The 25,518-nt window shown below is 62.0% G+C and carries 20 protein-coding genes and 1 rRNA gene; 9 read left to right on the top strand and 12 right to left on the bottom strand.

The features are described 5' to 3' along the window. Nucleotide 1: 1 nt before the first annotated feature. From R4P70_RS18570 to R4P70_RS18555, 4 genes are all read right to left on the bottom strand, one after another. A complete protein-coding gene (locus R4P70_RS18570) occupies nucleotides 2-1,111 on the bottom strand; it encodes a DUF917 domain-containing protein (RefSeq protein ID WP_317831081.1) in 1,110 nt (369 codons plus the stop codon). Further along, entirely contained in the window at nucleotides 1,108-2,688 is a 1,581-nt protein-coding gene (locus R4P70_RS18565; protein ID WP_317831080.1) for a hydantoinase/oxoprolinase family protein, read from the bottom strand. The genes R4P70_RS18570 and R4P70_RS18565 overlap by 4 nt, the downstream gene beginning before the upstream one ends. A 30-nt stretch (nucleotides 2,689-2,718) precedes the next feature. Continuing rightward, entirely contained in the window at nucleotides 2,719-4,086 is a 1,368-nt protein-coding gene (locus tag R4P70_RS18560) for a purine-cytosine permease family protein (RefSeq protein WP_019746680.1), read from the bottom strand. 151 nt (nucleotides 4,087-4,237) lie between these two features. Further along, nucleotides 4,238-4,969 carry an SDR family oxidoreductase gene (locus R4P70_RS18555; protein WP_021333722.1) on the bottom strand — a complete coding sequence of 244 codons (732 nt, stop codon included), beginning with the start codon at nucleotides 4,967-4,969 and terminating at the stop codon, nucleotides 4,238-4,240. Between the two features lie 244 nt (nucleotides 4,970-5,213). On the opposite strand from R4P70_RS18555, the gene R4P70_RS18550 reads away from it, so the two are divergent. Further along, a complete protein-coding gene (locus R4P70_RS18550; protein WP_003941170.1) occupies nucleotides 5,214-5,354 on the top strand; it encodes a hypothetical protein in 141 nt (46 codons plus the stop codon). Nucleotides 5,355-5,369: 15 nt separating this feature from the next. Here R4P70_RS18550 and R4P70_RS18545 read toward each other — a convergent pair whose 3' ends face one another. Beyond that, nucleotides 5,370-5,696 (bottom strand): hypothetical protein, encoded by a 327-nt coding sequence (locus tag R4P70_RS18545; RefSeq protein WP_317831079.1) that lies wholly within the window; start codon nucleotides 5,694-5,696, stop codon nucleotides 5,370-5,372. Between the two features lie 39 nt (nucleotides 5,697-5,735). On the opposite strand from R4P70_RS18545, the gene R4P70_RS18540 reads away from it, so the two are divergent. The 6 genes from R4P70_RS18540 to R4P70_RS18515 all read left to right on the top strand — a co-directional run bounded on the left by R4P70_RS18540 (nucleotide 5,736) and on the right by R4P70_RS18515 (nucleotide 15,986). Further along, the gene (locus R4P70_RS18540; protein ID WP_019746677.1) at nucleotides 5,736-6,140 is read left to right on the top strand and encodes a hypothetical protein; all 405 of its coding nucleotides are present in this window, start codon (nucleotides 5,736-5,738) and stop codon (nucleotides 6,138-6,140) included. A gap of 428 nt (nucleotides 6,141-6,568) precedes the next feature. Further along, on the top strand, nucleotides 6,569-8,422 hold the full coding sequence (locus R4P70_RS18535) for a BCCT family transporter (RefSeq protein WP_007727149.1): 1,854 nt from the start codon (nucleotides 6,569-6,571) through the stop codon (nucleotides 8,420-8,422). 122 nt (nucleotides 8,423-8,544) lie between these two features. Beyond that, a complete protein-coding gene (locus R4P70_RS18530; RefSeq protein WP_003941141.1) occupies nucleotides 8,545-12,438 on the top strand; it encodes a Pls/PosA family non-ribosomal peptide synthetase in 3,894 nt (1,297 codons plus the stop codon). 11 nt (nucleotides 12,439-12,449) lie between these two features. Further along, nucleotides 12,450-13,751: a M1 family metallopeptidase gene (locus R4P70_RS18525; RefSeq protein WP_044480251.1), complete on the top strand. Its 1,302-nt coding sequence runs from the start codon at nucleotides 12,450-12,452 to the stop codon at nucleotides 13,749-13,751. A gap of 148 nt (nucleotides 13,752-13,899) precedes the next feature. Next, the gene (locus R4P70_RS18520) at nucleotides 13,900-14,415 is read left to right on the top strand and encodes a hypothetical protein (protein ID WP_020968283.1); all 516 of its coding nucleotides are present in this window, start codon (nucleotides 13,900-13,902) and stop codon (nucleotides 14,413-14,415) included. Between the two features lie 11 nt (nucleotides 14,416-14,426). Next, entirely contained in the window at nucleotides 14,427-15,986 is a 1,560-nt protein-coding gene (locus R4P70_RS18515; RefSeq protein ID WP_070387081.1) for a flotillin family protein, read from the top strand. A gap of 49 nt (nucleotides 15,987-16,035) precedes the next feature. Here the strand turns inward: R4P70_RS18515 and R4P70_RS18510 are convergent, their stop codons facing one another. Both R4P70_RS18510 and R4P70_RS18505 read right to left on the bottom strand, forming a co-directional pair. Further along, complete coding sequence (locus R4P70_RS18510; RefSeq protein ID WP_019746671.1) at nucleotides 16,036-17,310, bottom strand: MFS transporter; 1,275 nt, start codon at nucleotides 17,308-17,310, stop codon at nucleotides 16,036-16,038. Continuing rightward, the gene (locus tag R4P70_RS18505; RefSeq protein WP_021342704.1) at nucleotides 17,310-17,954 is read right to left on the bottom strand and encodes a GntR family transcriptional regulator; all 645 of its coding nucleotides are present in this window, start codon (nucleotides 17,952-17,954) and stop codon (nucleotides 17,310-17,312) included. The genes R4P70_RS18510 and R4P70_RS18505 overlap by 1 nt, the downstream gene beginning before the upstream one ends. A 175-nt stretch (nucleotides 17,955-18,129) precedes the next feature. Here R4P70_RS18505 and R4P70_RS18500 point away from each other — a divergent pair, with 175 nt between their 5' ends. Continuing rightward, nucleotides 18,130-19,251: a GGDEF domain-containing protein gene (locus tag R4P70_RS18500; protein WP_317557973.1), complete on the top strand. Its 1,122-nt coding sequence runs from the start codon at nucleotides 18,130-18,132 to the stop codon at nucleotides 19,249-19,251. A 14-nt stretch (nucleotides 19,252-19,265) separates the two neighbouring features. On the opposite strand, the gene R4P70_RS18495 is transcribed toward R4P70_RS18500, so the two are convergent. From R4P70_RS18495 to R4P70_RS18480, 4 genes are all read right to left on the bottom strand, one after another. Next, nucleotides 19,266-20,063, bottom strand: a complete 798-nt coding sequence (locus R4P70_RS18495) for an SDR family NAD(P)-dependent oxidoreductase (protein WP_259117815.1) — start codon at nucleotides 20,061-20,063, stop codon at nucleotides 19,266-19,268. A gap of 77 nt (nucleotides 20,064-20,140) precedes the next feature. After that, nucleotides 20,141-20,839, bottom strand: coding sequence for a class F sortase (locus R4P70_RS18490; protein WP_317831078.1), 699 nt, complete (start codon nucleotides 20,837-20,839; stop codon nucleotides 20,141-20,143). A 129-nt stretch (nucleotides 20,840-20,968) separates the two neighbouring features. Next, nucleotides 20,969-22,432, bottom strand: coding sequence for a hypothetical protein (locus R4P70_RS18485; protein ID WP_317831077.1), 1,464 nt, complete (start codon nucleotides 22,430-22,432; stop codon nucleotides 20,969-20,971). 620 nt (nucleotides 22,433-23,052) lie between these two features. Beyond that, on the bottom strand, nucleotides 23,053-23,511 hold the full coding sequence (locus R4P70_RS18480) for a carboxymuconolactone decarboxylase family protein (protein ID WP_113682033.1): 459 nt from the start codon (nucleotides 23,509-23,511) through the stop codon (nucleotides 23,053-23,055). A 49-nt stretch (nucleotides 23,512-23,560) separates the two neighbouring features. On the opposite strand from R4P70_RS18480, the gene R4P70_RS18475 reads away from it, so the two are divergent. Further along, nucleotides 23,561-24,958 (top strand): PLP-dependent aminotransferase family protein, encoded by a 1,398-nt coding sequence (locus R4P70_RS18475; RefSeq protein ID WP_256065505.1) that lies wholly within the window; start codon nucleotides 23,561-23,563, stop codon nucleotides 24,956-24,958. A gap of 266 nt (nucleotides 24,959-25,224) precedes the next feature. Here R4P70_RS18475 and rrf read toward each other — a convergent pair. After that, a 5S ribosomal RNA gene (gene rrf / locus R4P70_RS18470) occupies nucleotides 25,225-25,341 on the bottom strand. Between the last annotated feature and the right edge of the window lie 177 nt (nucleotides 25,342-25,518).

The following is a 25,518-nucleotide window of genomic DNA, read 5'->3' as shown; positions in this document are numbered from 1 at the left end:
GCTATTCTGCCAGTACAGGTTGCTCGAGTGTCTCCACCGGCAGGAACGGGCGATCGAGTCCGAAGCTTGCCGGGCCGAAGACCGCCAGTGCCTCCGGTGTTCTCATGATCGGCGGAGTCGCGATCCCGATGACCGCAACTCGCTGCCCGTACCGCAATCCCTCGGTGGTGATGGGCTCGGCAGTGTCGGCCTCGACGATGCAGATAAGGTCTGGCACGATCGCCACCATTACTCCGGATTGCACGGCGATCAGATTTTCGTTCTGGAATTGAACTTCCAGCTCTTCGTCTCCGACGCCGGCGATCCGCACCGAACCTCGAGCGAACCCCTCATCGGTTCGCCGGTCGACATCGATCACCTTGCCGTGAAAGAGAACTCGCCCGTATCCGTAAAGCGTGTCGGAGAGACCGTCCACCAGCGCCTGAACCGGGTCCACCCGCTGCTCACGTGAAAGCCTGATGGACCGACCGATGACCAAGGCCAACGACAGAGTCCGTGGGATCGCCGTCCGCTTCACATCTGCACCCGTCATCGAGTACTGCGCGATATGCGCCATCCCACCGAACCTCGACGTCACCCCGCGAGCGAGGCCCTCCAATCTGCTGTTGTCGCTGCCGGTGTCGAAGATCGCCACCTCGTCGTGCTCGTTCGCCATGGCGAGCGGACTCGCCGAAATCCCGTACACCGAGAAGGTTTCCATCTCGAGCTGAGGAAAGGCTCGTCCCATCCCGTCGGCGTCGACAACCGGCAGTCCGCGCCGCGCTGCCACCAGCAACGGAATCATCGAATTGATCCCGCCGCACTCCATCGGCATCGTGGCATCTGCAGTTCGCCCCGTGTGCTTCTCCAACGTGATCAGCGCCAGCTCGGGTTCGGTTCCGCGCGGCATCTTCTCGACCACGACGGTCGGTGCACCCATCTGCGCGACGGGGATCACCCACGCGTCGTCGTCGAGCTCCTCCGGATCCAGAATCGTGATTTCACCGGCTTCCCCGAGCGCCTGCGTGACCAACATCTTGCCGACGAACGGATCTCCCCCGCCGCCGGTCCCCAACAAAGCTGCGCCCCTGGCGAGGTCGTCGAGGTCTGCCGTTCGTAGTGTCCAACTCATCGTGAGCCTTCCTGACGGGTGGAGACCAGACCACTGTGCAGTGCCAAGTCACCGACTGCCTTCACTCGAATACGTGTTGCGTTGCCCGGCAGATACGGAATCGGGACCTCATCGAACTCCACGATCTGCACCGACTCGGGCCGTGCGCCTGCTGCGACTGCCCGATCGATCGCCTCCTGGCGAGCGTCGTCGGCAAGAATCTGCCTGCGCCCGTCCCGTACCGCTTCGACTCGATCTACCTCACCACTGACCTGCGCGATCGCAGCGCCGATCGCGTTGGCAACGTCGAAGCGCTCAGGACGAATCACCGTTCCCAGGCCGGGAAGTTCGTGCTCCAGCAGAACCGATCCCCCGCCAACCGCCACAACGGGAAGTGGATCCGACGTGGTCCGCATCTGTTCCACGGCGTCGGCGACCCGGCGCGAGATCCGGTCGAGTGCCGTCGACACCAGACCGCGGTCCAGGTGCGCTACCGCACTGCGATCACCGACGTCGGCCAAGCCTGCCGCGACGGCGATGTCGGTGGCCGTCAACGTGTCACCGCCGAATACGAGTGCCCGTGAACCCAATTCGTATCCAACAGATTCGGGTCCGACTGTGAGTCCGTCTGCATCCACCAGCGAACCACCACCGATACCGATCGAGAAGACGTCCGGCATACGGAAATTGGTCCGTACCCCGGCGACCGTCACCTCCGTGGTGGCTTCTCTGGGGAAACCGTTGGTCAGTACGCCCACGTCGGTAGTGGTGCCCCCGATGTCGATCACCGCACAGCTGGCCAGACCGGACAGAACAGCGGCGCCTCGCATGGAGTTGGTCGGTCCCGACGCGAAAGTCGCCACCGGATAACGCCTTGCGTACTCGATGTCCATCAAGGTTCCGTCGTTCTGGCTCAGATACAGCGGTGCGGCGATGCCGTGCTCGACCAAAGAACTGGCAAGACCGTCGACGATGTGATCGGCAAGCTCGCGCAGCGCAGCGTTGATGATGGTCGCGTTCTCCCGCTGGAGTAGACCCACTCGACCGATCTCGTGAGAGAGCGAAATTGCGACGTCCGGACCGAGTTCCTGACGCACGATCTCCGCTGCCGCCGCTTCGCATTCGAGATTGACCGGAGAGAACACCGACGATATTGCGACCGAACGAGTACCGCTGCGAGCCATGTCGGCGGCATGGCGACGAATCTCGTCGGGATCCAGCGGTGAGATACGACGACCGTCGAACTCGTGCCCACCGTGAGCGAGGTAGTGCCTTCCTTGCACAGCGGAGACCAGGTCTCGCGGCCACCCCACCATCGGCGGAAGCGCTGCGGTCGCCGGAAGCCCCAATCGCAGAGCCGCTGTTGGTGCAAGTCCTCGCTGCTCGATGAGAGCGTTGAGAAAGTGCGTCGTGCCGATCATCACTGCTTGAACAGCGCTGGGAGAGAACGAGTACTGCTGCTGCAGCGCCGTCAGAGCTCCGCCGATTCCGCCGGTGATGTCCTTGCTGGTCGAGTGTTTGACATGCCCGATGACGGTGGTCCCGTCCATCAGGACCGCATCGGTGTTTGTACCACCGACGTCGATTCCGATTCGCATCGCGAACTCCCTTCTACAGTGTTTGCAGTGCTAGTGCGTGAGCGCAGATGTTCCCGAAGGCTCTTGCGGCGCTTCGGTTGTGGTGCGTCCGACCCCGCGAATCAGGCCGAGTCGACCCGCGACGACGTAGAGAACGAATGCCGAGGCCACCGCGTTGATGGACGGCAAACCGAAGGTGCTGTAATGCCCGATCAGCGCCGAGACGATCCAGATCACCAACGTGGCCGGTACCCAAGTGGGCGCCGAGTTCGGGAGGGTACCCGCGGCTCGACTCTCCTCCAGGTCTTTGCGCCAGGTCTTGACGATGAAGTACTCCGCCACCATGATTCCGGCGATCGGCGGGAATCCGACGCCTAACAGGATCAGGAAGTCGGTGAACGAGTTCAGGATTCCGGCAGCCGCGAGGATCGAACCGGTCACGCCGACCACAGCGGTGACGACGGCGCGATTGATGCGTCGCCCGAACACGACGTCGATGAAGTTCACGATGCCGAGCCCCGAGCTGTACAGGTTCCAGTCGTTGATCTTGAAAGTTCCGAGAACAATGATGAGAACGCCGACCCAGCCGACCGACGACAGGATGATCGTGGCGATGTCGGAACTGCGAACGGCATGCGCAAGAAGTACACCGGTCAATCCGATCACGTATTCGCCTAATGTGATTCCGACAAGTGTCTGCTTCACGACGTCACCCGCCGTGCGGTTGAATCGCGTCATGTCGGGTGTGATCACTGCTCCGGCAATGAAACCGCCTGCGACGATGGTGGTTCCGGCGAGGAAGCTGAGCTCCGGTCCGGCTGGAGCAGATGCCATCAGATCTGACAGCGAGTGATTACGCAGTTCGGCGATGACGGCCCAACCCACCAGAAGCAAGAACAGGGGAACGGTGATGTTGGCGATCAGCTGCATGGAGCCGAACCCGCGAAGGACTATCGCGGTGATCAGAAGGCCGAAGACCAGGGCCCACGCCCACTGCGGCAGAAACGGCATGATTCCGTGCAAACCTGATGCAGAGACAGCAGATTGGATGCCGAACCAACCGATCAGGCTGACTCCGATCACCAGGCCTATCACCGCGGAACCCGCGTGCCCGAATCCACACCAGCGTGCGACCACCGACGTGTTGAGCCCTTCACGAACCCCGATGATGCCGATGAAAATACAGACGACCTCGAGAATCACCGCCCCGACTGTCAATGCCCAGAAGGCATTCCAGAACGTCATGCCGTAGCCGAGCGTAGCGCCGAGCAGGAACTGTGCGAGTGCCGAAACCTGACCGAATCGCTGTACTGCCACCGAGAACCACGAATACCGTGCTTCGTCGGGAACGCGGGTGAGCGCGTAGTCGTCACCGTCGGACACTTCACCGCCGGCGGCGGTCGTTGATGTGTTTTTCATGACGGACTCCTCGAATAGTTGGGAAGTGTTCTCGGAGAAGACGGTACGAATGTGGCCGGGGTCACGCCTATGGGCGAATTGGCGTTTCTTCGTGTTACGACAATGCATTTCGCACAGTCGTCATTTCACACAGTCGTCAAATGGCACGGGTCTAGCGCAACGCGTACCCGCCGTCGGGGTACAGCGTGGAACCCGTTGTGTACGTGTTGGTGAAGAGATAGAACACCGCTTGTGCGATCTCGTCTTCGTTCCCGACGCGGCCGAGCACGTTGTTCTCCGCACTCCAGGTGAACGCCGCCTCCCGAACCTCCGCCGGACGCTGAGCCCACAGATGCCCGTCGATGGTTCCGGGAGCAACGGTGTTGACGCGAATCGGCGACAGCTCGACCGCCAGCCCCCGCCCGAGCCCCTCGATTGCCGCATTGGCCGCAACGTAGGCCGCGGCAGCCGCGGGTGGCCGCACACTGGCAGCACCGGACATGAGGACCACCGATGCGGTGGGTGTCAGCTTGTCGAGCGCAGCGTGCACGACGCGGTACTGCCCCCAGAACTTGGAGGTGAACGGCGACGCCGCTTCCTCGACGCTCTGTTCGCGGAACGAGCCGACCTGGTAATCGGCAGCCGTGGTGAAGAGAGCGTCGACGCTGGGGATGTTGGTGAAGAACGCTTTCACCGAGTCGTCGTCGGAGGTGTCGACTGTGAACCAGTGCGCCGCCTCACCCAGCTGCGTGGCCGCTGCTTCCAGCTTGGATGTGGTTCGGCCACCGAGAACTACCTGCGCGCCGGCGTCGACGGCAAGCTGCGCCACCCGCAGCCCGATGCCTGTTCCGCCACCGATCAGTACGACGGTCTTGCCTGAGAGAGGAGAAGGTGTCGTTGTCATTTAGCGACTGTAAGGCTCACCGAATTGTCCCGACATGTGCAGAATGCACAGATTTCACTACGCCACGGTGCTAAGTATCCAGACTAAGCCGGTAGAGACTGCCGCCCCCAGGGATCTCACTTGACTGAGTTTGCTGCGTCGAAACTGCCGTCACATGCACTCCTCCTTCGAGTTCGCTTGTAACAAAACAACTCCCACGACCGAAAATGTCGGTGAACCACAACCGCGAAGGGAAGTAACGAATATGGGATCAGCAGATGTCATGGCCTGGCTCGCCGAGGGTTACCTCGCCGGCGACCCGATTCGCTATCCGCTCTACGTCGGATCGATGTTCCTCGCGATGCCGTTCCAGTTGATCGGCGTAATTCTGGGTCACCCCTTCTGAGTCGCCCCTATTGAGTCACCCCTTCCGAATCGTCACATCAGGCCAGGGCGGTCGACGTAGAACGGCCAGGGTTGCGATCACCGCGGCCGCCAACCCGATGAACTCCCCCATCAAAGCCGCCCTGGTGTGATCGACGGCCGGTGACCACGACGGCTCACCCCCGTGGATCGAGAACACTCCCACTGGCACCGGTATCGGGTCGCCCCGCCACCGCCGGTGTAGACGCGAAACCGTGATGATCGTCGATCCGTCGCTGGTCTGGTGCGGTTCACCGAAGATCATCGAGGTCCCGGAATCCGCTCGAAGTCGCTCCACCGCATCACGAATCTCCATGATCACCATGTTCGCACCGAAACAGCAGCCCCGTGCGAGTATCGATCGATGGCCGAGTGGTGGGTACCGAGCAGGCGCGTCGAGCGATGGGGCCAGACGATTGGCCTCGTCCTGCTCGTAGTCGTAATCGGTCCGAGCACCATCCATACAGTGGCCACGGAACCGACAACCGGTAATTGGGTTCGCCTGGCAATCTGGCTTTTCGCGACGGTCGGATTTGCCTACGGCACCGTCCAAGCCTGGCGAACCAGGAACAATCCTCAACCGGCGTGGGGGGAAGGGACAACTGCCCCCACCGAAATACCCGCCGACGACGTCCGTAGTGCACTCGCGTCGACTGACGACCGTATTCCGGCAATCAAGGCACTACGCGAACTGCATCCGGGCTTGGGTCTGAAGGATGCGATGGATCTGATCGACGCTCAGCGGGGCGAACAGGGCCCGCATCACTGATAGTTGCGACCATCACAATCACAGTTAGGTATCGACACCTGACCGCCACGATCGGGCAAGCACGCCAGGAGTTAACCACCTGACAGACAGGCTGTTTCGCCGAGTTTGACAAATGTGGTCAATCGGTGAGCGTCGACTCGACCGATTCAACTCACCGTACCAATCGAATTCGCCGTTCAGCATTCCACTCATGGCCCAATGCCACTATTACCCAACGATTTACAACCGGAACTACGGCATCCAGTGAGAACTTTCGCGACAGTGCAGCATCTTTCGTCCAGTTGAGTTGACCGAAACTTGACGTTACGTTGAATTTCAAAGCAATAGCCCGGTCTTGACCTGCGATGGTGTGAGCGAAACGCCCACCTACGCGTGACACGTGGCCGCCCTGATGGGCGCTGTGAATGCCTGAACGTTCGAGGAGTGGAATGACTGCGGTCAAAACTGCGTGGCGTGAACTACGGAAACCCGTGTTCATCCCCGCGTCGATAGTGATCTTTGCCCTGATCGCCTTTGCCGTGATCTACGCGGGAACCGCCGCGGATGCTTTCGAAACACTCAACAACGTGATCAGCGACGGCGTCGGCTGGTGGTACATCCTCTCGGCCACCGGTTTCGTGATCTTCGCGCTGTACTGCGGAATCAGCCGCATCGGCAACATCCGATTGGGACGTGACGACGAGCAGCCCGAGTTCGGGATGCTCTCGTGGTTCGCGATGCTCTTCAGCGCCGGCATGGGCATCGGGCTCGTGTTCTACGGAGTAGCCGAACCACTTTCGCACTACGTGACCCCACCCGTCGCCGGGCAGATCGCCGGATCCACGGACGCCGCAGCCAATCAAGCCATGGAACTGACGCTGTTCCACTGGGGCTTGCATGCATGGGCGATCTACGTCGTCGTCGGCCTTGGTCTGGCGTACATGACCTACCGAAAGGGTCGCCCGCTGTCGATCCGTTGGCTGCTCGAGCCGCTCCTCGGACGGGCTCGCATCGAAGGAAAGATCGGCCACGCCATCGACGTCGTCGCCATCGTCGGCACGCTGTTCGGTGTCGCGACGTCGCTGGGCTTCGGTGTCCAGCAGATCTCGGCCGGCCTCGACTACCTCGGCTGGGTGGAGACCGACAACTGGTTGGTCATCACCATCATCGTCATCGTGACGGGCATGGCGACCTTCTCGGTCGTCTCCGGTGTCACGAAGGGCCTCAAGTGGCTCTCCAACATCAACATGATGCTCGCTGCCGCGCTGGCACTGTTCGTCCTGATTCTGGGACCGACGCTGTTCCTCATGCAGTCGTGGGTGCAGAACCTCGGCGGATACGTCCAGGCCTTGCCCGAACTGATGCTGCGCACGTCCCCGTTCGCCGAAGACGGCTGGCAGGGCGCATGGACCATCTTCTACTGGGGTTGGTGGATGAGCTGGGCACCGTTCGTCGGCATGTTCATCGCGCGCATCTCACGCGGCCGCACCATCCGCGAATTCGTCTTCGGTGTGCTGCTGGCCCCGACGCTGGTTGGTTCGTTGTGGTTCACGATCTTCGGTAACTCCGGCATTCTGCGTCAGCGCAACGAGGGCACGATGCTCGACGCATCCGGCGCAGTGGACACCAACACGTCGCTGTTCACGCTTCTCGACGGACTTCCGCTCGGAACGATTTCGAGTGTTCTCGCGATCGTCGTGATCGTGTTCTTCTTCGTCACGTCCGCGGACTCCGGCTCGATCGTCATCGACATCCTCGCGACCGGTGGCAGCTTGGAGACCTCCAAGATCACGCGTGTCTACTGGACGTTCCTCTCCGGTGCCGCGGCCGCAGTTCTCCTCATCGTGGGTGGCAGTGGATCGCTCACGGCGCTGCAAACCGTTGCCATCGCCACGGCGGTACCGTTCTCGGTCATCATGGTGCTTGCATGTCTGTCGATGCTGAAGGCGTTCCGATACGAGGTCGCGTCGGCACCACGCTACCTGCGGGTTTCTACAAATGCCTCGGCATCGACCGACGTTCCGCAACCCACCGAAAAGCGGCTCCGCGATCTGAAGATCTCGTCGACCTTCGCCGGGCTCACCCCGTCACAAAGCGGAATCATGACGGATCCCTCCGACGCCCACATGCTCGTCGCGGTCCACGAAGTTCCCGCCCATGCGGTCAACATCGACCCGGATACCGGCGCCGTCGACTTCTCCGAGGAATCGAAGGTCGTCGATCCGCTGGGCGGAGAGGTGTTCGACACACCCGAGTTCGCCGACTCGGCAGAAGGCCACGCGCAAGCTGCCAGTACGGACTGACCGGCACGTTCGGCATGTTGCATTAGGCATATCTGTTCACCAACTCGCAAACTTGTCATGAGACTTTCAACTCGACAGTTCGCAGGACTCTAAGTTTCGTGAGTAGAACAGGACCAACGGGTTTGCCACTCCAGTCGCAGTCGGAGACGGAACAATCTTTCGGGATTCCGTCCGTATTCCTACGGTCGGCGCATGCACCTGCGCCGCGCACGCTCATCGACATCGTGCGGGCCTCAGCCGAGGCCAACCCGGAAGCACCTGCCATCGACGACGGCGACACCACACTGTCGTACTCGGAGTTGCTCGACGAGATCGCGCTCGGTGCGCGCTGGCTCGGTGATGCCGGCGTCGGCGCAGGTGACCGCGTCGGAATCAGGATGCCGTCAGGTTCGCGTTCGCTGTACGTGGCGATCCTGTCGATCCTCGCGGCGGGCGCCGCCTACGTTCCCGTCGACGCCGACGATCCGGAAGAGCGCGCCGAGTTGGTGTTCGGCGAGGCGCAGGTAGCGGCGATCATCACCGGCGACGGAATCCAGCCGGGGACGGCGCCGAAGCGGCTCGAACATCCACCGGTTCGCGAACCCGAACCCGAGGACGACGCCTGGATCATCTTCACCTCAGGATCCACGGGCACCCCCAAGGGCGTCGCGGTCACTCACCTCAATGCCGCAGCCTTCGTCGACGCCGAGGCGCGCATGTTCCTCCAGGACGAGCCCATCGGGCCTGGTGACCGCGTCCTCGCGGGACTCTCCGTGGCATTCGACGCGTCCTGCGAGGAGATGTGGCTCGCGTGGCGCCACGGCGCCTGCCTCGTCCCGGCTCCTCGTTCGCTGGTTCGCAGCGGCATGGACCTGGGCCCGTGGCTGGTCTCGCGTGACGTCAGCATCGTCTCCACTGTGCCGACGCTTGCGTCTCTGTGGCCGGCCGAGGCCCTCGAAGCCGTTCGACTCCTGATCTTCGGCGGCGAAGCCTGCCCACCCGAACTGGCCGAACGCCTGGCCGTCGAGGGCCGCGAGGTCTGGAACACTTACGGCCCCACCGAGGCAACCGTCGTCGCCTGCGGCGCACTGATGGACGGCAAGAGCCCCGTCAGCATCGGCCTCCCCCTCGACGGCTGGGACCTTGCCGTCGTCGACGCCCAGAGCAATCCCGTCGCGGTCGGTGAGGTGGGCGAGCTGGTGATCGGCGGCGTCGGCCTCGCCCGTTACCTCGACCCCGCGAAGGACGCCGAGAAGTACGCGTCGATGCCCTCGCTCGGGTGGGAACGCGCCTACCGAAGCGGCGACCTGGTCCGGCTCGAGACCACCGGCCTGATGTTCCAGGGCCGCGCGGACGATCAGGTCAAGCTCGGCGGCAGGCGCATCGAACTCGGTGAGGTCGACAACGCCTTGCAGAATCTGCCGGGTGTGAGCGGCGCTGCCGCAGCCGTGAAGAAGACGGCAGCCGGCAACCAGCTCCTCGTCGGGTACATCGCCAGCACGGATCCCGACTTCGACCTCAAGGCCGCTCATGCACTGCTCAGCGAGCAGCTACCAGCAGCCCTCGTGCCGCGCCTGGCGTTGATGGACGAACTTCCGACGCGTACGTCAGGCAAGGTCGACCGCAATGCGCTGCCGTGGCCGTTGCCCGGCGCCGGTGAAGATGCCGGGGCCGCGTTGGGCCTCGACGGCACCGCCGCCTGGGTTGCCGGTCTGTGGGGATCGATCCTGGGAGCCCAGATCACCGGACTCGACGACGACTTCTTCGAAGTGGGCGGCGGATCCCTCTCTGCTGCTCAGTTGGTGACCGCCCTGCGCGAGCGGTTCCCCGAAGTGACCGTCGCACAGCTCTACGATCATCCACGGTTGGGATCGCTCGCCGAATATCTCGACGAATTGGCACCCACCGAAACTGTGGAGCCGCGCATCGTCGCTCCAACACCCTTGAAAACTCAGCTGGCGCAGATCGCCGTCACCGTTCCACTCACGACGCTCACCGGACTGCAGTGGGTGACGTGGCTGGCGATCGCGAACAACGTCCTCGGCTGGTTCGTCGACGTCAGCTGGGCGCCCACGGTCTCGTGGTGGTGGATCCTGTTGGCGTTCATCGTGTTCATCACGCCGATCGGCCGTATGACCATCGCCGTCGTCGGGGCGCGCCTGCTCCTACGCAAGTTGGAACCAGGAACGTACCCGCGAGGTGGTAGTGAACACCTGCGTCTGTGGATAGCGCTGCGACTCACCGAAGCCAGTGGCGCAGCCAACCTTTCGGGCGCACCGTGGATGCTCTATTACGCCCGCGCCCTCGGCGCCGACATCGGCAGCGGCGTCGATCTCCACACACTTCCTCCCATCACCGGCATGCTCGAACTCGGTGACGGCTGCTCCGTCGAACCCGAAGTCGACCTCTCCGGCCACTGGATCGACGGCGACGTCATTCACATCGGCGAGATCAAGATCGGTGACGGCGCCTCCGTCGGTTCACGCTCGACGCTTCTGCCCGGCGCGCGTATCGGTCGGGACGCCGTCGTCGAACCCGGATCTGCGGTGTTCGGCCGAGTGAAGGCAAACCAGCAGTGGGCCGGATCCCCCGCCACCAAGGTCGGGAAAGCGAATCATCCTTGGCCGGCCGAACATCCGAAGCGCGCACCCGGCTGGGTGCCGGTATACGGCGTCACCTCGGTCTTCCTGGCCGGTATGCCGATCTTCGCTCTGATGGCCGGAATCGCCTTGATCGGTTGGTGGATCCGCGACACCGACACGCTCGCGAGTGCAGTGCTCCAATCGCTGATCATGCTTCCCGTCGCGACCATCCTGAGTTTGCTCGTCTTCGCAGTCGTCACACTGGTGGCCGTTCGTCTTCTCTCGATCGGGCTGACCCCCGGCTACCACCCTGTCCGCAGCCGCATCGGCTGGCAGGTGTGGGCGACCGAACGCCTGCTCGACTCGGCCAGAACCTTCCTCTTCCCGCTCTACGCGAGCCTGCTGACGCCGGGATGGCTCCGCCTCCTCGGCGCCAAGATCGGCAAGAACGTCGAAGCATCCACCGTGCTCCTCCTTCCCAAGTTCACGACGGTCGCCGACGGCGCATTCCTCGCCGACGACACCATGGTTGCGAGCTACGGCCTCGGCGGCGGCTGGATGCACATCGAACAGGCGAAGATCGGCAAGCGTGCGTTCCTCGGCAACTCCGGTATGACCGCACCCGGTCGTCGCGTCCCCAAGAACGGTCTCGTGGCGGTTCTGTCGGCCACCCCGTCCAAGGCCAAGTCCGGATCATCGTGGCTGGGTAGTCCACCGGTACGTCTGAGAAGGGCTGCCGGGGACACCGACGCCGCCCGCACGTTCAATCCGCCGATGAGACTCAAGATCGCCCGCGGAGTGGTCGAAACCTGCCGACTGATCCCCGTGATGGTCACGTTCGGCATCGGTCTCGGTGTTCTGTTTGCACTCGAAGCACTGGTCGGCGCCGTCGGATTCTGGTTCGCGGCTCTGTTGAGCGGCGTAATTCTGCTCGTCGCCGGAGCAGTGGCGGGCGCGATCACCATCGCCGCCAAGTGGATTGTCGTCGGGCGCATCGCCAAGGTCGAGCATCCGCTGTGGAGTTCGTTCGTCTGGCGCAACGAGGTAGCCGACGCGTTCGTCGAGACCGTCGCGGCGCCGTGGTTCGCTCGCGCAGCGACTGGTACTGCCGTACTCAACATCTTCTTGCGTGGGCTCGGGGCCAAGATCGGCAAGGGCGTTTGGTGTGAGTCGTACTGGCTACCCGAGGCAGATCTTGTGACTTTGGGCGACGGAGCGACAGTGGAACGGGGGTGCGTCGTGCAAACTCATCTCTTCCATGATCGGATCATGTCCATGGACACCGTCACCTTGGGAGCAGGAGCAACGCTGGGACCGCATTGTGTCGCGCTACCCGCAGCCGGCATCGGCGCGGGAGCGACGGTAGGGCCTGCATCTCTGGTGATGCGAGGTGACACCGTTCCGCCCTCCACCCGCTGGCAGGGCAATCCGATTGCACCGTGGGTGGCGTCGTGAAGCCGAACAGAATGCTCGAAGAGCCGCTCGATCCGTACCTGCCACACAACGGCAACCGCGGTTACCGCGTGTCTCGGTACGAATTGGAACTGACGTACAAGGTCTTCAGTAACCGTCTCGCCGGCAAGGCAGTCATCACCGCTGTCACCACCGAGAGCCGATCCAAGTTCAGCTTCGACCTCGCGCAGAACCTGCAGGTGTCCAAGGTGTCCGTCAACGGTGCCCGCGGCACCAAGTACGCGCACTTGAACAACAAGCTGATCCTCACGCCGTCTACCAAGATCCCCGCGGGCGGTGCCCTGTCGGTCACCATCGCGTACAGCGGCAACCCCGAGCCGATCAAGAGCCTGTGGGGCGAAGTCGGCTGGGAGGAACTCGACGAAGGAACTTTGGTCGCAAGTCAGCCCAACGGCGCGGCGTCCTGGTTCCCGTGCGACGACCATCCGATTTCCAAAGCGTCGTACCGCATCTCGATCACCACCGATTCCCCGTTCTATGCCCTCGCCAACGGCAAGCTGATCCGCAAGCAGACCCGTGCGAGTCAGACGACGTGGGTCTACGAGCAGACCGAACCGATGGCAACCTACCTGGCGACGATTCAGATCGGTCAGTACGAGCACCGGCAGGTGAGCGCCGGGCCGGTGCCGGTCTTCGCCGTTCACCCGCCGCGGCTGCGCGCAGCGTTCGACGTCGACTTCGGGCGCCAACCCCAGATGCTGGAGGTCTTCGGAAAGCTGTTCGGCCCGTATCCCTTTGCCGACTACACCGCTGTGGTCACCGACGACGAACTCGAGATCCCCATCGAAGCGCAGGGACTCTCGATCTTCGGAGCCAACCACTGCACGGGTAGGCGCGGTTCCGAACGTCTTGTCGCACACGAGCTTGCCCATCAATGGTTCGGAAACAGCCTCACTCTCGGGCAGTGGTGCGACATCTGGCTACACGAAGGCTTTGCCTGTTACGCGGAGTGGATCTGGTCCGAGAATTCCGGTGGCCCATCCTCGAACCAACTCGCGACCAACGCCTATCAAGGGCTCGGGCGTAAATCTCAGGACTTGATCGTCGCCAATCCCGGGCCTGCCCTGATGTTCGACGATCGAATCTACAAGCGGGGCGCGTTGACTCTGCACGCCCTGCGCGGCGTTCTCGGAGACGAGAAGTTCTTCGAACTGATTCGCCAGTGGACTACGAAGCATCGGCACAGCACGGTCAGCACCGAGCAATTCACCGATCTCGCTTCACGTTTCACCGACACCCCACTGCGCCCTCTCTGGGATGCATGGCTGAATCAACGCCCGCTACCTCGGCTTTGACGCTTTCCCCCAGCCGTAGCACCACGCCGAAACATTCCGAATGCGCCGATTAGCTTTGTCTTACCTTTACTATAGAGGTGGGCCGAGGGACGACCCCGACAACACAATTCTCAGGGCACGCTTCCTCGACAGGTAGATCGGGGGATCGATGTTTGTTGTATTCACAATATGTTTCGTGATCGGGGTTGTCGCCCTGATCGGAGCCTTCGCCGTCGGCGAGGTTGCAGATCTGGGCGGCGGCCACGCAGACGGGCTGCCATTTCTGAGCCTGACAACTTTGGCCACAGCACTTTTCGGCTTCGGCGCCGGCGGCGTAGCTGCCACTCTCGCGGACGCTCCGAGGCTGGTAGCGGTGATTGCAGCACTCGCACTCGCCGCCGTTCTCGTTGTCGTCACGCGCGGCCTTCTTCTCCCCTATCTCCTTAAACAACAAGATAATTCGCACATCGGGCGCGCTTCATACCACGGATTGTTGGGCACGGTCACCCTCACCATCGCAGCCGAAGGTTGGGGAGAAGTCTCGTTCGTCGACGCCGAAGGCAATCGCGTCCAGGCCAAGGCCGTCAGTGCACAGCCGATGGCGCTCACCACCGGCACCACCGTCTACATCGCCGATGTAGACGATCAATACCTTCACGTCGTCACGGTTGACGACGCGATCTAAGGACTCGATACATGCTGCCAATCATCATCATTGCGGTTGTAGTCGCAGTAATCATCTTCATCGTTCTCCCCGCGATCTACGTGAAGAACTACGTCAAGGTCCCGCCGAACGAAGTGGCGGTCTTCACCGGACGAGGCAAGCCGAAGGTCGTCCGCGGCGGTGCCCGGTTCAAGATTCCCGGAATCGAACGCGTCGACATCATGTCGCTCGAGCCGTTCAACGTCAGCATCAATCTCAAGAATGCGCTCTCCAACGACGGTGTTCCGGTCAACGTCGAGGCAGTCGGCCTGGTGCGAATCGGTTCCGCCGACGAAGCGGTTCAGACAGCGGTGCAACGATTCCTGACTTCCGACCTGGACGAACTCCAGCAGCAGATCAACGAAATCCTCGCGGGCAGTCTGCGCGGAATCACCGCGACCATGACGGTCGAGGATCTGAACTCCAACCGCGATTCGCTTGCGCGCAGTGTGGTCGAGGAGGCAGGCGGCGACCTCGCCCGCATCGGCATGGAAGTCGATGTCATCAAGATCGCGGGAATCTCCGACTTCAACGGCTATCTCGAATCGCTCGGTCAGCGCCGCATCGCCGAGGTCAAACGTGATGCCGCGATCGGAACTGCTGAAGCAGAGCGTGATTCGCAGATCCAGTCGGCAAAGGCGCGACAGGCAGGTTCCGTCGCGCAGGCCGAAGCCGACACCGCGATCGCGAGTGCAAATCAGAAACGCGACGTCGAACTCGCTCGCCTGCGAGCACAGACCGAAGCCGAGAACGCCGAGGCCGACCAGGCCGGGCCCCTCGCGCAGGCAACAGCCGAGAAGGCCGTCGGCATCGCACGTGAGCAGGCCGAGGCGGCCCGCGTCGAAGCTCGCACCGAGGTCGAGCGTCGTCGCGCCCAGCAATCGGAAGCGGCATTGCAGGCAGATGTCATTGCACCGGCCGAGGCCGAACGCCAAGCCTCCATCGCACGCGCAGAGGGTGAGCGACAGGCCGCGATCCTCCGCGCCCAGGCACAGGCCGAGTCAGCAAGGCAGGCCGGCGGCGCTCAGGCCGATGCACGAAAGCTCGTCGCCGACGCTGTTCGCTCTGAGCAGCAGGCTGATGCCGACGGCCTTCGAGCACGTCTGGAAGCCGAAGCAGACGGCCGCAAGGTAGCGGCCGACGCCGTCCGTGCCGAGCAACAAGCCGAGGCGGATGGTTTGCGCGCCAAGCTCGAAGCCGAAGCTGCCGGTAAGCGTCAGATCGCCGAGGCGCTCAATTCCTACACCCCGCAGGCCGCGCAGTTGCTCACTCTGCCTGATGTTCTGGCAGCATTGGTCGACGCCACCGCAGCGGCGGCGAAGCCGGTCGGCGACATCGACCGCATCTCCATCGTCGGCGGCAGTGATGGGGCCCAGGGTTCGATCGGCTCGATCCTGGGCATCAGCCCCCAGGTGATCGCCGGCGTCATCGAAACTCTCGAAAGCTCAGGCGTCGATATCACCGGATTGCTCAACGGCCTGAACAAGACCGCATCGGTTCCGGTTGGTTCGGTACACAATTCGGAAAACGGTTCCGCAACTGTAGACGCGTGATTTCGCCCCGGTCCGCCGACTCTCGCAGGGGTCGGCGGATCGGACGGCATCACGCGCTCGGAAGATGTGAACGCGACTTGAAGAGAATCAGAATCAAGCAGGCAGCGGCGGCGGCTGATCCGAACAGAAGAGTCACCGTGTAGCTCAGCGCCGGAATGCTTTCCGACAGCATCGCCAGCAACGCAGGCACAGCAAAACCGATGTAGGTGATCGAGTAGAACACCGCGGTCAGTCCTGCCAGATCGTCCGGCCCCGCGATTCGCTGGATCTCCAGCAACCCGGAAACCAATGCCATGCCGTACCCGCAACCGAGGATCGCTGCAGCCACGATCGCGATCGCCACGGTCAGCGTCGACGCAACCAGAGCAGCGCCGGCCATACCAACCACCAGAAACACCAGAGCCACAACTGCGCCGCGCGCGCTGCGGTCGGTATCGATCTTTCGCCCCAACGACTGAATCGCGAATCCGCATGTCAGCGCGACCATGCACAGTAGAGCCGAAAAGGCCACGGGCGCATCGCCACTGTGCCCGGTCATGAGCGCCGGAATAACTGCATACGCGACACTGGCAGCACCGAACACCCACGGCGCCAACGGAACAACAACGTAGAGGAATCGACGATGACCTGCCGAAGGGATCTTGAGGTCGTCGATCAACCTGCGACGGTCGGATTTCGCCTGTGCCGGTCGTGTTTCGGGAGCACGCCACAGCGCGATGGCGGCGAGGACGGTGATCGCGATGTGCAGGACGTACGCCAACACACTCGGCATGGGCGCCCACTGCGCCAAGATTCCCGCGGCGCCCGCCCCCAAGGCGAAGCCAGCGGTCAGACTCATCGCCGCTCGCCGAGCACCTGCGCCTTCCGACGCCGTCGAATCCCAAGGTTGCGTGGACAACTCCTTGACCCAGGAGCCGCCGACGGCCATACCGATCCCCAAGGCGATGCCGCAGAGGATTCTTCCCAGAATGAGAGCGGCAGCGGAGTCGGCCCCGAAAGCGAGCAGCGTCGAACCGGCGATCGCGATTATCGGCGCGGGGAGCATGATCGGGCGTCGACCCAATCGATCGGACAGCGGGCCGCCGAGCAGCAGGGCCGGCACAATTCCGACGACGTAGGCGAAGAGGAAGAAGTCGACCATCACCGGCGAATAGCCGTGATCGAGTCGGTACATCACCAGCAGTGGCGTGAATTCGTTGCCGCCCCAGGCCGCGGCGAACATGCTGGCGGCAACGGTCAGCCACAGCCATTTTCCGCCGGTGCCACGTTCACTGCCTGGACGACGTTCGGCTGCGGTCCCAGCGTCTATCGTTTGGGTGCTCATCACAGAGTTCCTTCGAAGCCGAGGCCGTGCACCTGGCGCATGTGTGTGAGGACGGCAGTGTTGTATCCGTCTGCATCGCCTGTTTCGACGAGGTCGGTAAGCGCGGTGTGGTCGGCAAGGATGCGAGACAGTTGGCCGGGGTCGCGTGAGATCGACCGCGCTGTCATCCGTCGTTGCCTGTCGCGCAGACTCGCGTAGAACGAGTCGAGCAAAGGGTTCCCACCGGCGGCAACGATCATCTTGTGAAAGTCGGCATCGATCGCGCTGAACGCGGCAACGTCCCCGCGATCAGCAATCTCACGTTGCTCGATCAGATTCGCGCGCAACGCTGCGACAAGCGTTTCACGTGCGTGCGGTCGGACCGACACCACTCGAACGCTCTGAGTCTCGACGAGTTGTCTGGCACTGACTACGTGTTCCGCTTCCCCATCCGCGACCGGGACGATCAGCGCCCCCTTCTTCGGGTAGAGGCGCATCCAACCTTCCGACTCGAGACGCAGAAACGCCTCACGCACCGGCGTTCGGCTCACATTGGTCCGAGCGGCGATGTCACCCTCGCTGATCAGCTCCCCGCCGGCGAGTTCGCCGGAAAGGATCAGCTCCTTGACTTCGCGGAAGACGGTTTCCGAAGCGGAATACAACATAGACACAAGATGTATTTATACTCCACGCTGGCGGAACCCAGACATTCGGGTCGCCGATCCGAACATCTCGGTCCAACACGGCATCGATCCAGCTAGCATTGCAAGGTGCCAGACAGAAGAGGAGTCAGTTCACGATGAACGGCGCACGCTCCCGCCATCGCAGACTGATGCACTCATGACGTCGCAGATGAAGTCCATGAGGACCCTGACCCGCGAGTGGCTGGCCCTCCCCGATCAATACGACCGATTCACTCGCTATCTCCGCGACAACGGCCTCACGACCGCCACTCGGCTATTACTTGGCATCATTGTCATCGGACTGGGCGTGTGCGCACTACTCAACAGATTCAGTCCGGCCGGTCCGACAAGCACGATTGCGCTGTTCTTCAACACTGTTGTCGTGATCTCGTGCTTCATGGTCGGAGTCTCATGGTGGGTCTTCGGCCCGACAAAGCGCCGCTCGTTCGGTTTCGTAGTCTTCTGCGACATCGCAGTCACGATTTCCGTACTTGGAGATTCCTCGCAGCTTGCGCGATTACTTACCTGTGTCATCTACGCGCTGATCGGTATCTACATCGCCTATTTTCACAATCCGAAGTTGCAGATCGCACACCTGACCTTCTCGGTTGTGATGATCGTGGTGGCTGCGCAGCCGATCCTCTTCGGGCCGGAGCGAGATCCTGCGCTCGGAGTTTCGAAAGTGCTGGTTGTCGTCACCGCACTCGTGGTCTGTGCATTCATCTCGCAGATCGTGCTGACGATGCTCAGCATGGACGCGTCCAGCTCCGACCTCGATCCCCTCACCGGGCTCCTGAACCGTCGTGGCCTCGACCGCCACGTCGAGAAGGTACTCGTGGAGTTCCAGCGTCAGGAATCGGCGGCACTACTCGTGATCGCCATCGACATCGACCGGTTCAAGACGATCAATGACGTACACGGTCACGACGTGGGCGACCGCATAATTCTCCGGGTTTCACAGCGGTTGTCCGCCTGGGCACATGCCGATGCTGTTGTCGCACGGGTCGGCGGCGACGAATTCATCCTCGCTCAAAGACTTTCCGTGCCGGCCATCGGCCCGATGCTCGACTCGATCGGACCGGCAATGCACTCGAATACCGACGAGATACCGTCGACATCGAGCATCGGAATCGCCGTGCGTACCCACAAATTCGTCGCCGGAGAAGAGCGTGCAACAGCGTTCACCGACATGCAGAAAGTCGCCGATTCGGCGATGTACGAAAGCAAGAGACTCGGCGGCGGACGCGTTCACACGATCGTCACCACCGCGAGCAGGTAGCAGTACGTGAGTTATCAGTAATAAACCGGCCCCGGCACTCCTCCTCCCACGGCCACTGCGTCACCGGTGATCGCGATGCTTCGCGGCGATGCCAGGAAGGTCACGACGTCAGCCACCTCTTCGGCGTCGATGATCCGGTGTATCGAGTTCGTCGCGATACCCCGCTCCACCTCTGCCTGCGAGCGGCCGGATTCTTCCGACTCGCGCGCAATCCGCGCGGTCAACCTCTCGGTCCGCGTCACGCCCGGATGGACGACTGTGACGTTGATTCCCTTGGGGCCCAGCTCGTCTGCAAGATTTTTGGTCAGCGCAGACACACTGACGTTGCGGATCGTGTGGGCGATCGAGGTTGCCTGTCTGGCACCCAAACCGCTGATGTTGATGATCCGACCCCAACCCTGGTCGATCAGATACGGCGCCACAGCACGCGCAGTGCGCAGGTAGCCGAGCACTTTCACTTCGACTTCGGCGCGCACGACGTCGTCGGTGGTCGCCTCGAAATCCGTCGGCTTTCCGGCGCTGAACGGAGTCGCTGCCGAGTTGACCAGAATGTCGACGCCGCCGAACTCCTTTACTACTTGCCGCACCGACGCCTGAACCGCGTCGTCGTCTCGCGTATCCGTCACGACTCCGATCGCACGAATTCCGAACTCCGAAACCAAATCTCGTGCAACGCTTACGACGGTTTGCTCAGTGCGCGCGAGTATCGCGATGTCGACCCCTTCAGCAGCCAGACCTCTGGCGATTGCCAGACCGATCCCCTTGCTACCACCGGCAACGATCGCACGCTTTCCAGACAGGTGAAGATCCATACCTGCGACACTATCCAACAGGCGATCCCCGATCTCTACGAAGAGGGATCGGGGACCGACTGGATTGTTTCTGGGTCTCAGACCATCAGATCCGCGTACAGGTAGACGTTGTCGGCGTAGTTACCCACACCGTCCTCGAATTGCAGTTCGCCGCCGCAGGTTACGACTGCCAACTTGCGAGGGCCCTCCGGGCCGGCCAGCACGCTTTCCTCCACGCCATCGGCCTTCGGGCGTGTCGTCACCGCAGTCACCTTCCACGACGTGCTCTTGCCCGTCGCGTCGGAGGTGCGGATCACTTCACCCGGTTCGATCGTGCCCAGGTCGAACAGTGCACCGTTACCCTGGCCGGTCAAATTGACATGTCCGGCAATCAAAGTCGTGCCGGTGACCGAGTCGAGCGAGGCGCCGTCGAGCCAGATTCCGACGTTCTTGACGTTCTCCGGCGGAGTGAGAACTCCTTCCGGCACGGTGGCGTCCACGATCGGCGCCTGAACACCGACCGGGTCGAGCGAAAGGGTGTTGGGAGTCATCAACTCATCCGAAGGCGCTGCCGGATTCGCGGAGTGCGACATGACAACTCTCGGACTCGGCGGGATCGCAGCATCGTCATCGGAGGATCGCAGGCCGACGAAAGCCATGGAAGCACCGGCGACCAACACCGCGATGAGAGCCAGGATGAACGCGACACGACGCCCCTTGCCGGTGTTCGCGGGCTGATCGTGGTTGGAATCGTCGTATGGATTGGATGGATTGGGATCCGACTCGTACATGGTCATCGAACTGTCTCCTGCGGGATGAGGCACCCCCGGCGCCTCTTGCGAATTGACGCCCCCTGCGTCTGATCAGTGTCGGCACCGATCGCACGAATCGTGATCGGTGCCGACGTCTACTACATCTGTCTGGCGTCAGGAACGCTTGCGGCGGAGAGCAACTGCTCCGGCAGCAGCCATTCCGACAAGCCCGAGGCCTGTCACTGCGACGGCGACGTTGCGGCCTGAATTCTGTTCAGCGGCACCACCGTCGATGGCAACCGGGCGAGGTCCGGTGGCCTGCTTCGGAGCGGACGGCGCCGGAGCAGCGGGAGTTGCAACCGGCTGCGACGGAACAGGCGCACCCGGAACTACGGGCACGACCGGCACAATCGGAACGATGGGCACGATCGGAACAATCGGCACGATGGGCACAATCGGAACGACCGGAGTTGCAGGCGTCGTGGTTGCCGGTGTCGTTGTTGCCGGTGTCGTCGTTGCGGGTGTCGTCGTTGCGGGTGTCGTCGTGGGCGCTGCTGCATATCCGACGCTGGCAGACGCATTCATCAACGCCGGCCGAACGGTGTCGAACGACGCGAAGACCTGGCACTGTGCGCCTGCCGTGTTCCAGTGCAGGTTCTCGACCGAATCCGGAATGACGCTTGCGGTCACGGAGTAGTCACCGCCGTCCGCAGCGGTGAGGCATAGATCCACGGCAGTCGGTGCGTCGCCGCGGCCGTCGACCGTCAATTGGTTTGCACTCAACGTTGCCTTGGCGTTGTCGCCACAGACGGTGAGTTCGGTGCCCGCCGAGGACTGAACATTGATCGGCTTCCGGTACATATTCGTGTTCAGGGTGAATACGGCAGTCTCGCCGGCCTTCAAAGTTCCCGTCGCGGGCGTCTTGCGAACGAGGTCGAGCGTCTGCGTGACGTTCATGATCTCGACGATGCGAGCTCGCTCGTCGTCGCCGATGTTCCTGTCGCACAGGCTTTTGAAATCGGCCATCAGCGGATTGTCGTAGTCCGAAACGCACCACACCAGCGTCTGCCGCGCCGAACGCGCATCCTCACTGCCATTTCCCGAAACGACGCCGTCGAGCTTGGCGGGATTCTGCAGCAACCAACTGATGACAGCGAGATCGTCGGCTGACAGATCGGGATTGCCCGATGACGGAACCGTCGCACCCATCTCGTCGTTGTGCTTGTCCACGGGCAAACCGTTTTCGTCGACGCCGGCACATGGATCGAGATCGAAGTCCGTGCAGTACATCCATTCCGACTTCGCAATTCCGTCGACGTCGCGGACACCGCAGACCGGAGCATCCACCGCGGCCGATGTACCCCGATCGGTGGTGCCGTACATCGGCACGATGTTGCCGTCGTTGTAGTGATCCAGCCGAATGCCGGAGATGTCGAGCATCTGCTCTGAGGGCGTGTACTCGGCGCCCTCACACAACCCGGCGGTGAACGCCGGAGCAGCCGCGGTTCGCACCGGCATCGGCGCGGACACAGCTGGTGAAGCAAAAGCAACGCTACTACCGGCCACCGTTACGGCAATAGCTGCAGTTAGCGAGAGCCGGAGAACAAGCGGCCTACGCCGTGAACCAGACACAGTCATCAAAGCTTCCCTTTCAAGACATTTCGGTAGCGGGAAGGTTGCTTGGATTCCCAAGGCCACGCCACCCAGCGCTCACTTCCGAGAGGATCGGCTGATCGCTTTTGGCAACCAGCCAGTTACTAGATGGCAATGTAGTGCATGTTTCAAGAAAGTCCACCCGATCGTCGAGCCCCCGTACGCAGCTTGAACCTCCGGACGACGAGTTAGCCAATAAGATGACTGCACCTTTGTCCAACCGCACAACTATCGCGATCAACTCAAAATCGGCTCACGTAACCGGGGCGTTCCCGGCATTCCTCCGACGCTAGCCGGTCGGTAACTCGGACATTCTGGGGAAACTCACAGGAAGGGGCGTTTTCAGCGCGCACACAAAAGAAGGGGCCCGCAATGCGGACCCCTTCACCGGAACTTCCAACCGAGACTGCTTTGTCTGGATTCAGACAACTTGCAGATACTCGGAACAATCCACCGATTCACAAAATGTGATTTGCCTCACATTTAGAGAATCTGTTGGTTTTGTTCACACTCTGAACCAATCTTTTGGTCCTCTTTGTGTCGATTACCCAGATCTTCGACGGCGGCAATCTGCCCCCGATAGAGAGCGGAGTACGAGCCTCGGATCAGTCTCGGACCGGAGGCGCCTTCCTTGTGGTAACCGCAATGCGATTCCACGCATTGATCGTGAAGATGACGCTGATGAGCTGGGCCAGTTCCTCGTCCGAGAATTCGCCGGCCGCCTCGCTGTACACCTCGTCCGGAACGAAACCGTCGGTAAGGACTGTCACGGCCTCGGTCAAGGCGAGTGCGGCGCGTTCGCGATCGGAGTACATCCCTCGCGCTTCTTCCCACGCGTTCAGTAGGTAGAGCTTCTGCTCCGTCACGCCGACCTTTCGGGCGTCGCGAGTGTGCATGTCCAAGCACCACGCGCAATGATTCAGCTGTGACGCACGCGTGAGGACCAGCTCGACGAGCGTCGGCTCCAGCCCCTTGCGCGCAGCGGCATCCAACGCAATCATCGCCTTGTAGACCTCGGGCGCCAGCTTTGCGATATCCAGTCGTTGTCCTGTTGCTGTAGTCATACTCAAACCGTAGTCCCGGAAAGACCCCGAAACATGGTTCAATCCGGTGATGAATTCATGGGCCAATCTTGGGTTCGATCTGCATATCGAGCTGCCACAGGGAATCGGGGTTCGCGCTGCGCTGCTTCAGACGCTTCGCGACGCGATCGACAGTGGACTGTTGAAGCCCGGCACCAGACTCCCACCTTCCCGCACCCTCGCACTCGACCTCGGAGTTGCCCGAAACACCGTTGCGGACTGCTATGCCGAGCTCGCCGCCGCTGGATGGCTTGTCACGCGGCCGGGTTCCGGGACGGTGGTCGCCACGCTCGCCAGCACACACAGTCGCGAGGTCGATCCATCAACATCACCGACCCGACGGCGCTTGACCTACAGCCTTCTCCCCGGATCACCGGACGCGTCGGCGTTTCCCCGGACTGCATGGATTTCGTCCGCCAGACGTGCTTTGACCACCGCGCCGACCGACGCTTTCGCGACCACTGATCCCAGAGGCCGAGTCGAACTCCGAAACGCCCTCACCACATACCTGAGCCGCACCAGAGGCGTTCGCGTCGATCCGAGCCGCATTGTGATCAGTGCCAGCTCGGGTCACGGGATCTCCCTCCTCGCCCGTGCACTCGGAGGAACGATTGCGGTCGATGCTTTCTGCCTTCACCTGCACCGACAGTTGCTCGTCGACGAAGGACTGCTGACAATTCCCATTTCGGTCGACGGATCAGGCACTTGCACAGACGAATTGGCGTCAACACCTGCTGAGAGTGTTCTGCTGACGCCGACGCATCAGTTTCCCCTCGGAGGTCCCCTCACACCGGCGAGGCGCGCGACCGCTCTCGAATGGGCCTCGACTACCGGTGGCGTCATCATCGAGGACGACTACGACGGCGAATTCCGTTACGACAGAAAGCCTGTCGGCGCACTCCAAGGAATCGCGCCGCAGCACGTTGCGTACCTCGGCACTGTCAGCAAGACACTGTCGCCGGCCATACGCATCGGATGGATGGTGTTGCCGGACAGGCTGATCGAACCCGTCCTCGCGACAAAGGGACCCTACGAACGCTGGGTCAGTTCAACGGATCAATTGACCTTGGCAGACTTCATCGCATCCGGAAGATTCGACAGCCATATTCGAAAGATGCGTACCTCGTATCGACGACGACGCGATCAACTGGTTGCGACCCTTGCACAGCAAGTACCCCAGGTCAGGGTCGAGGGGATCTCCGCGGGTCTTCACGCTGTGATCCGCCTTCCCTCCGGCACCGAACAATCTGTTCTTGCGGCGGCGCAGGCGCGCGATCTCGGGCTCGAAGGGTTGTCCGTCTTCCGACATCCCGACGCATCGTCAGTCGGCGGTGACGGCATCGTCGTCGGTTACAGCACGCCGACGCAGTCGCAGTACTCCAGGACGCTGGATGTGCTCTGCGAGGTGTTGCAGGCGGCTCTGCGATAACGCCTGCCCTGCCCTGCGCTGATGGAGTGAACGTATCGTTCCCCTCGTCTAAGAGGGTGAGAGTGTCGTTCACTCGATCCCGGACAGGGACCGCGTGTTGGCCGTGCTCCCGCCCGTGATGGTGTGAACGGTACGTTCGGTCGATCTGAGGCGACGAACGTACCGTTCGCTCGATCCGGGGGGTGCCGGCGGCGGGATGTTTCGGGGTGTTTTGGGTACGAGAAAGCCCCCCAACCATCACTGGTTGGGGGGCTTCTCTACATTGTGTTCGGCGGTGTCCTACTCTCCCACACCCTGTCGAGTGCAGTACCATCGGCGCTGAAGGGCTTAGCTTCCGGGTTCGGAATGGGACCGGGCGTTTCCCCTTCGCTATGACCGCCGTAACTCTATGAAACTGTCACAGTAACCAACTTCTGATCACCTGGTTTCACCGTGCACCAACCCGAACCCGTTACCGGGTGGATGGATGACGGAGAAAACAGAGTTTCTCATCAGTATCTGTGTGTTGTTTCAGATACCGCACAGTGGACGCGTAGCTTCTTTGTGGTAAGTCCTCGGCC

The sequence above is a fragment of the Rhodococcus sp. IEGM 1241 genome, assembly GCF_033142365.1.
In the GTDB taxonomy this organism is placed as follows: domain Bacteria; phylum Actinomycetota; class Actinomycetes; order Mycobacteriales; family Mycobacteriaceae; genus Rhodococcus_F; species Rhodococcus_F erythropolis.
The sequence above is the reverse complement of the archived record's forward strand: the minus strand, read 5'-3'. Positions and strand labels throughout refer to the sequence as shown.

Coding starts and splice junctions, on each gene's coding strand:
- R4P70_RS18570 (WP_317831081.1), bottom strand. CDS start 1,111: ATGAGTTGGACACTACGAACGGCAGACCTCGACGACCTCGCCAGGGGC.
- R4P70_RS18565 (WP_317831080.1), bottom strand. CDS start 2,688: ATGCGAATCGGAATCGACGTCGGTGGTACAAACACCGATGCGGTCCTG.
- R4P70_RS18560 (WP_019746680.1), bottom strand. CDS start 4,086: ATGAAAAACACATCAACGACCGCCGCCGGCGGTGAAGTGTCCGACGGT.
- R4P70_RS18555 (WP_021333722.1), bottom strand. CDS start 4,969: ATGACAACGACACCTTCTCCTCTCTCAGGCAAGACCGTCGTACTGATC.
- R4P70_RS18550 (WP_003941170.1), top strand. CDS start 5,214: ATGGGATCAGCAGATGTCATGGCCTGGCTCGCCGAGGGTTACCTCGCC.
- R4P70_RS18545 (WP_317831079.1), bottom strand. CDS start 5,696: ATGGTGATCATGGAGATTCGTGATGCGGTGGAGCGACTTCGAGCGGAT.
- R4P70_RS18540 (WP_019746677.1), top strand. CDS start 5,736: ATGGCCGAGTGGTGGGTACCGAGCAGGCGCGTCGAGCGATGGGGCCAG.
- R4P70_RS18535 (WP_007727149.1), top strand. CDS start 6,569: ATGACTGCGGTCAAAACTGCGTGGCGTGAACTACGGAAACCCGTGTTC.
- R4P70_RS18525 (WP_044480251.1), top strand. CDS start 12,450: ATGCTCGAAGAGCCGCTCGATCCGTACCTGCCACACAACGGCAACCGC.
- R4P70_RS18520 (WP_020968283.1), top strand. CDS start 13,900: ATGTTTGTTGTATTCACAATATGTTTCGTGATCGGGGTTGTCGCCCTG.
- R4P70_RS18515 (WP_070387081.1), top strand. CDS start 14,427: ATGCTGCCAATCATCATCATTGCGGTTGTAGTCGCAGTAATCATCTTC.
- R4P70_RS18510 (WP_019746671.1), bottom strand. CDS start 17,310: ATGAGCACCCAAACGATAGACGCTGGGACCGCAGCCGAACGTCGTCCA.
- R4P70_RS18505 (WP_021342704.1), bottom strand. CDS start 17,954: ATGTTGTATTCCGCTTCGGAAACCGTCTTCCGCGAAGTCAAGGAGCTG.
- R4P70_RS18500 (WP_317557973.1), top strand. CDS start 18,130: ATGACGTCGCAGATGAAGTCCATGAGGACCCTGACCCGCGAGTGGCTG.
- R4P70_RS18495 (WP_259117815.1), bottom strand. CDS start 20,063: ATGGATCTTCACCTGTCTGGAAAGCGTGCGATCGTTGCCGGTGGTAGC.
- R4P70_RS18490 (WP_317831078.1), bottom strand. CDS start 20,839: ATGACCATGTACGAGTCGGATCCCAATCCATCCAATCCATACGACGAT.
- R4P70_RS18485 (WP_317831077.1), bottom strand. CDS start 22,432: ATGACTGTGTCTGGTTCACGGCGTAGGCCGCTTGTTCTCCGGCTCTCG.
- R4P70_RS18480 (WP_113682033.1), bottom strand. CDS start 23,511: ATGACTACAGCAACAGGACAACGACTGGATATCGCAAAGCTGGCGCCC.
- R4P70_RS18475 (WP_256065505.1), top strand. CDS start 23,561: ATGAATTCATGGGCCAATCTTGGGTTCGATCTGCATATCGAGCTGCCA.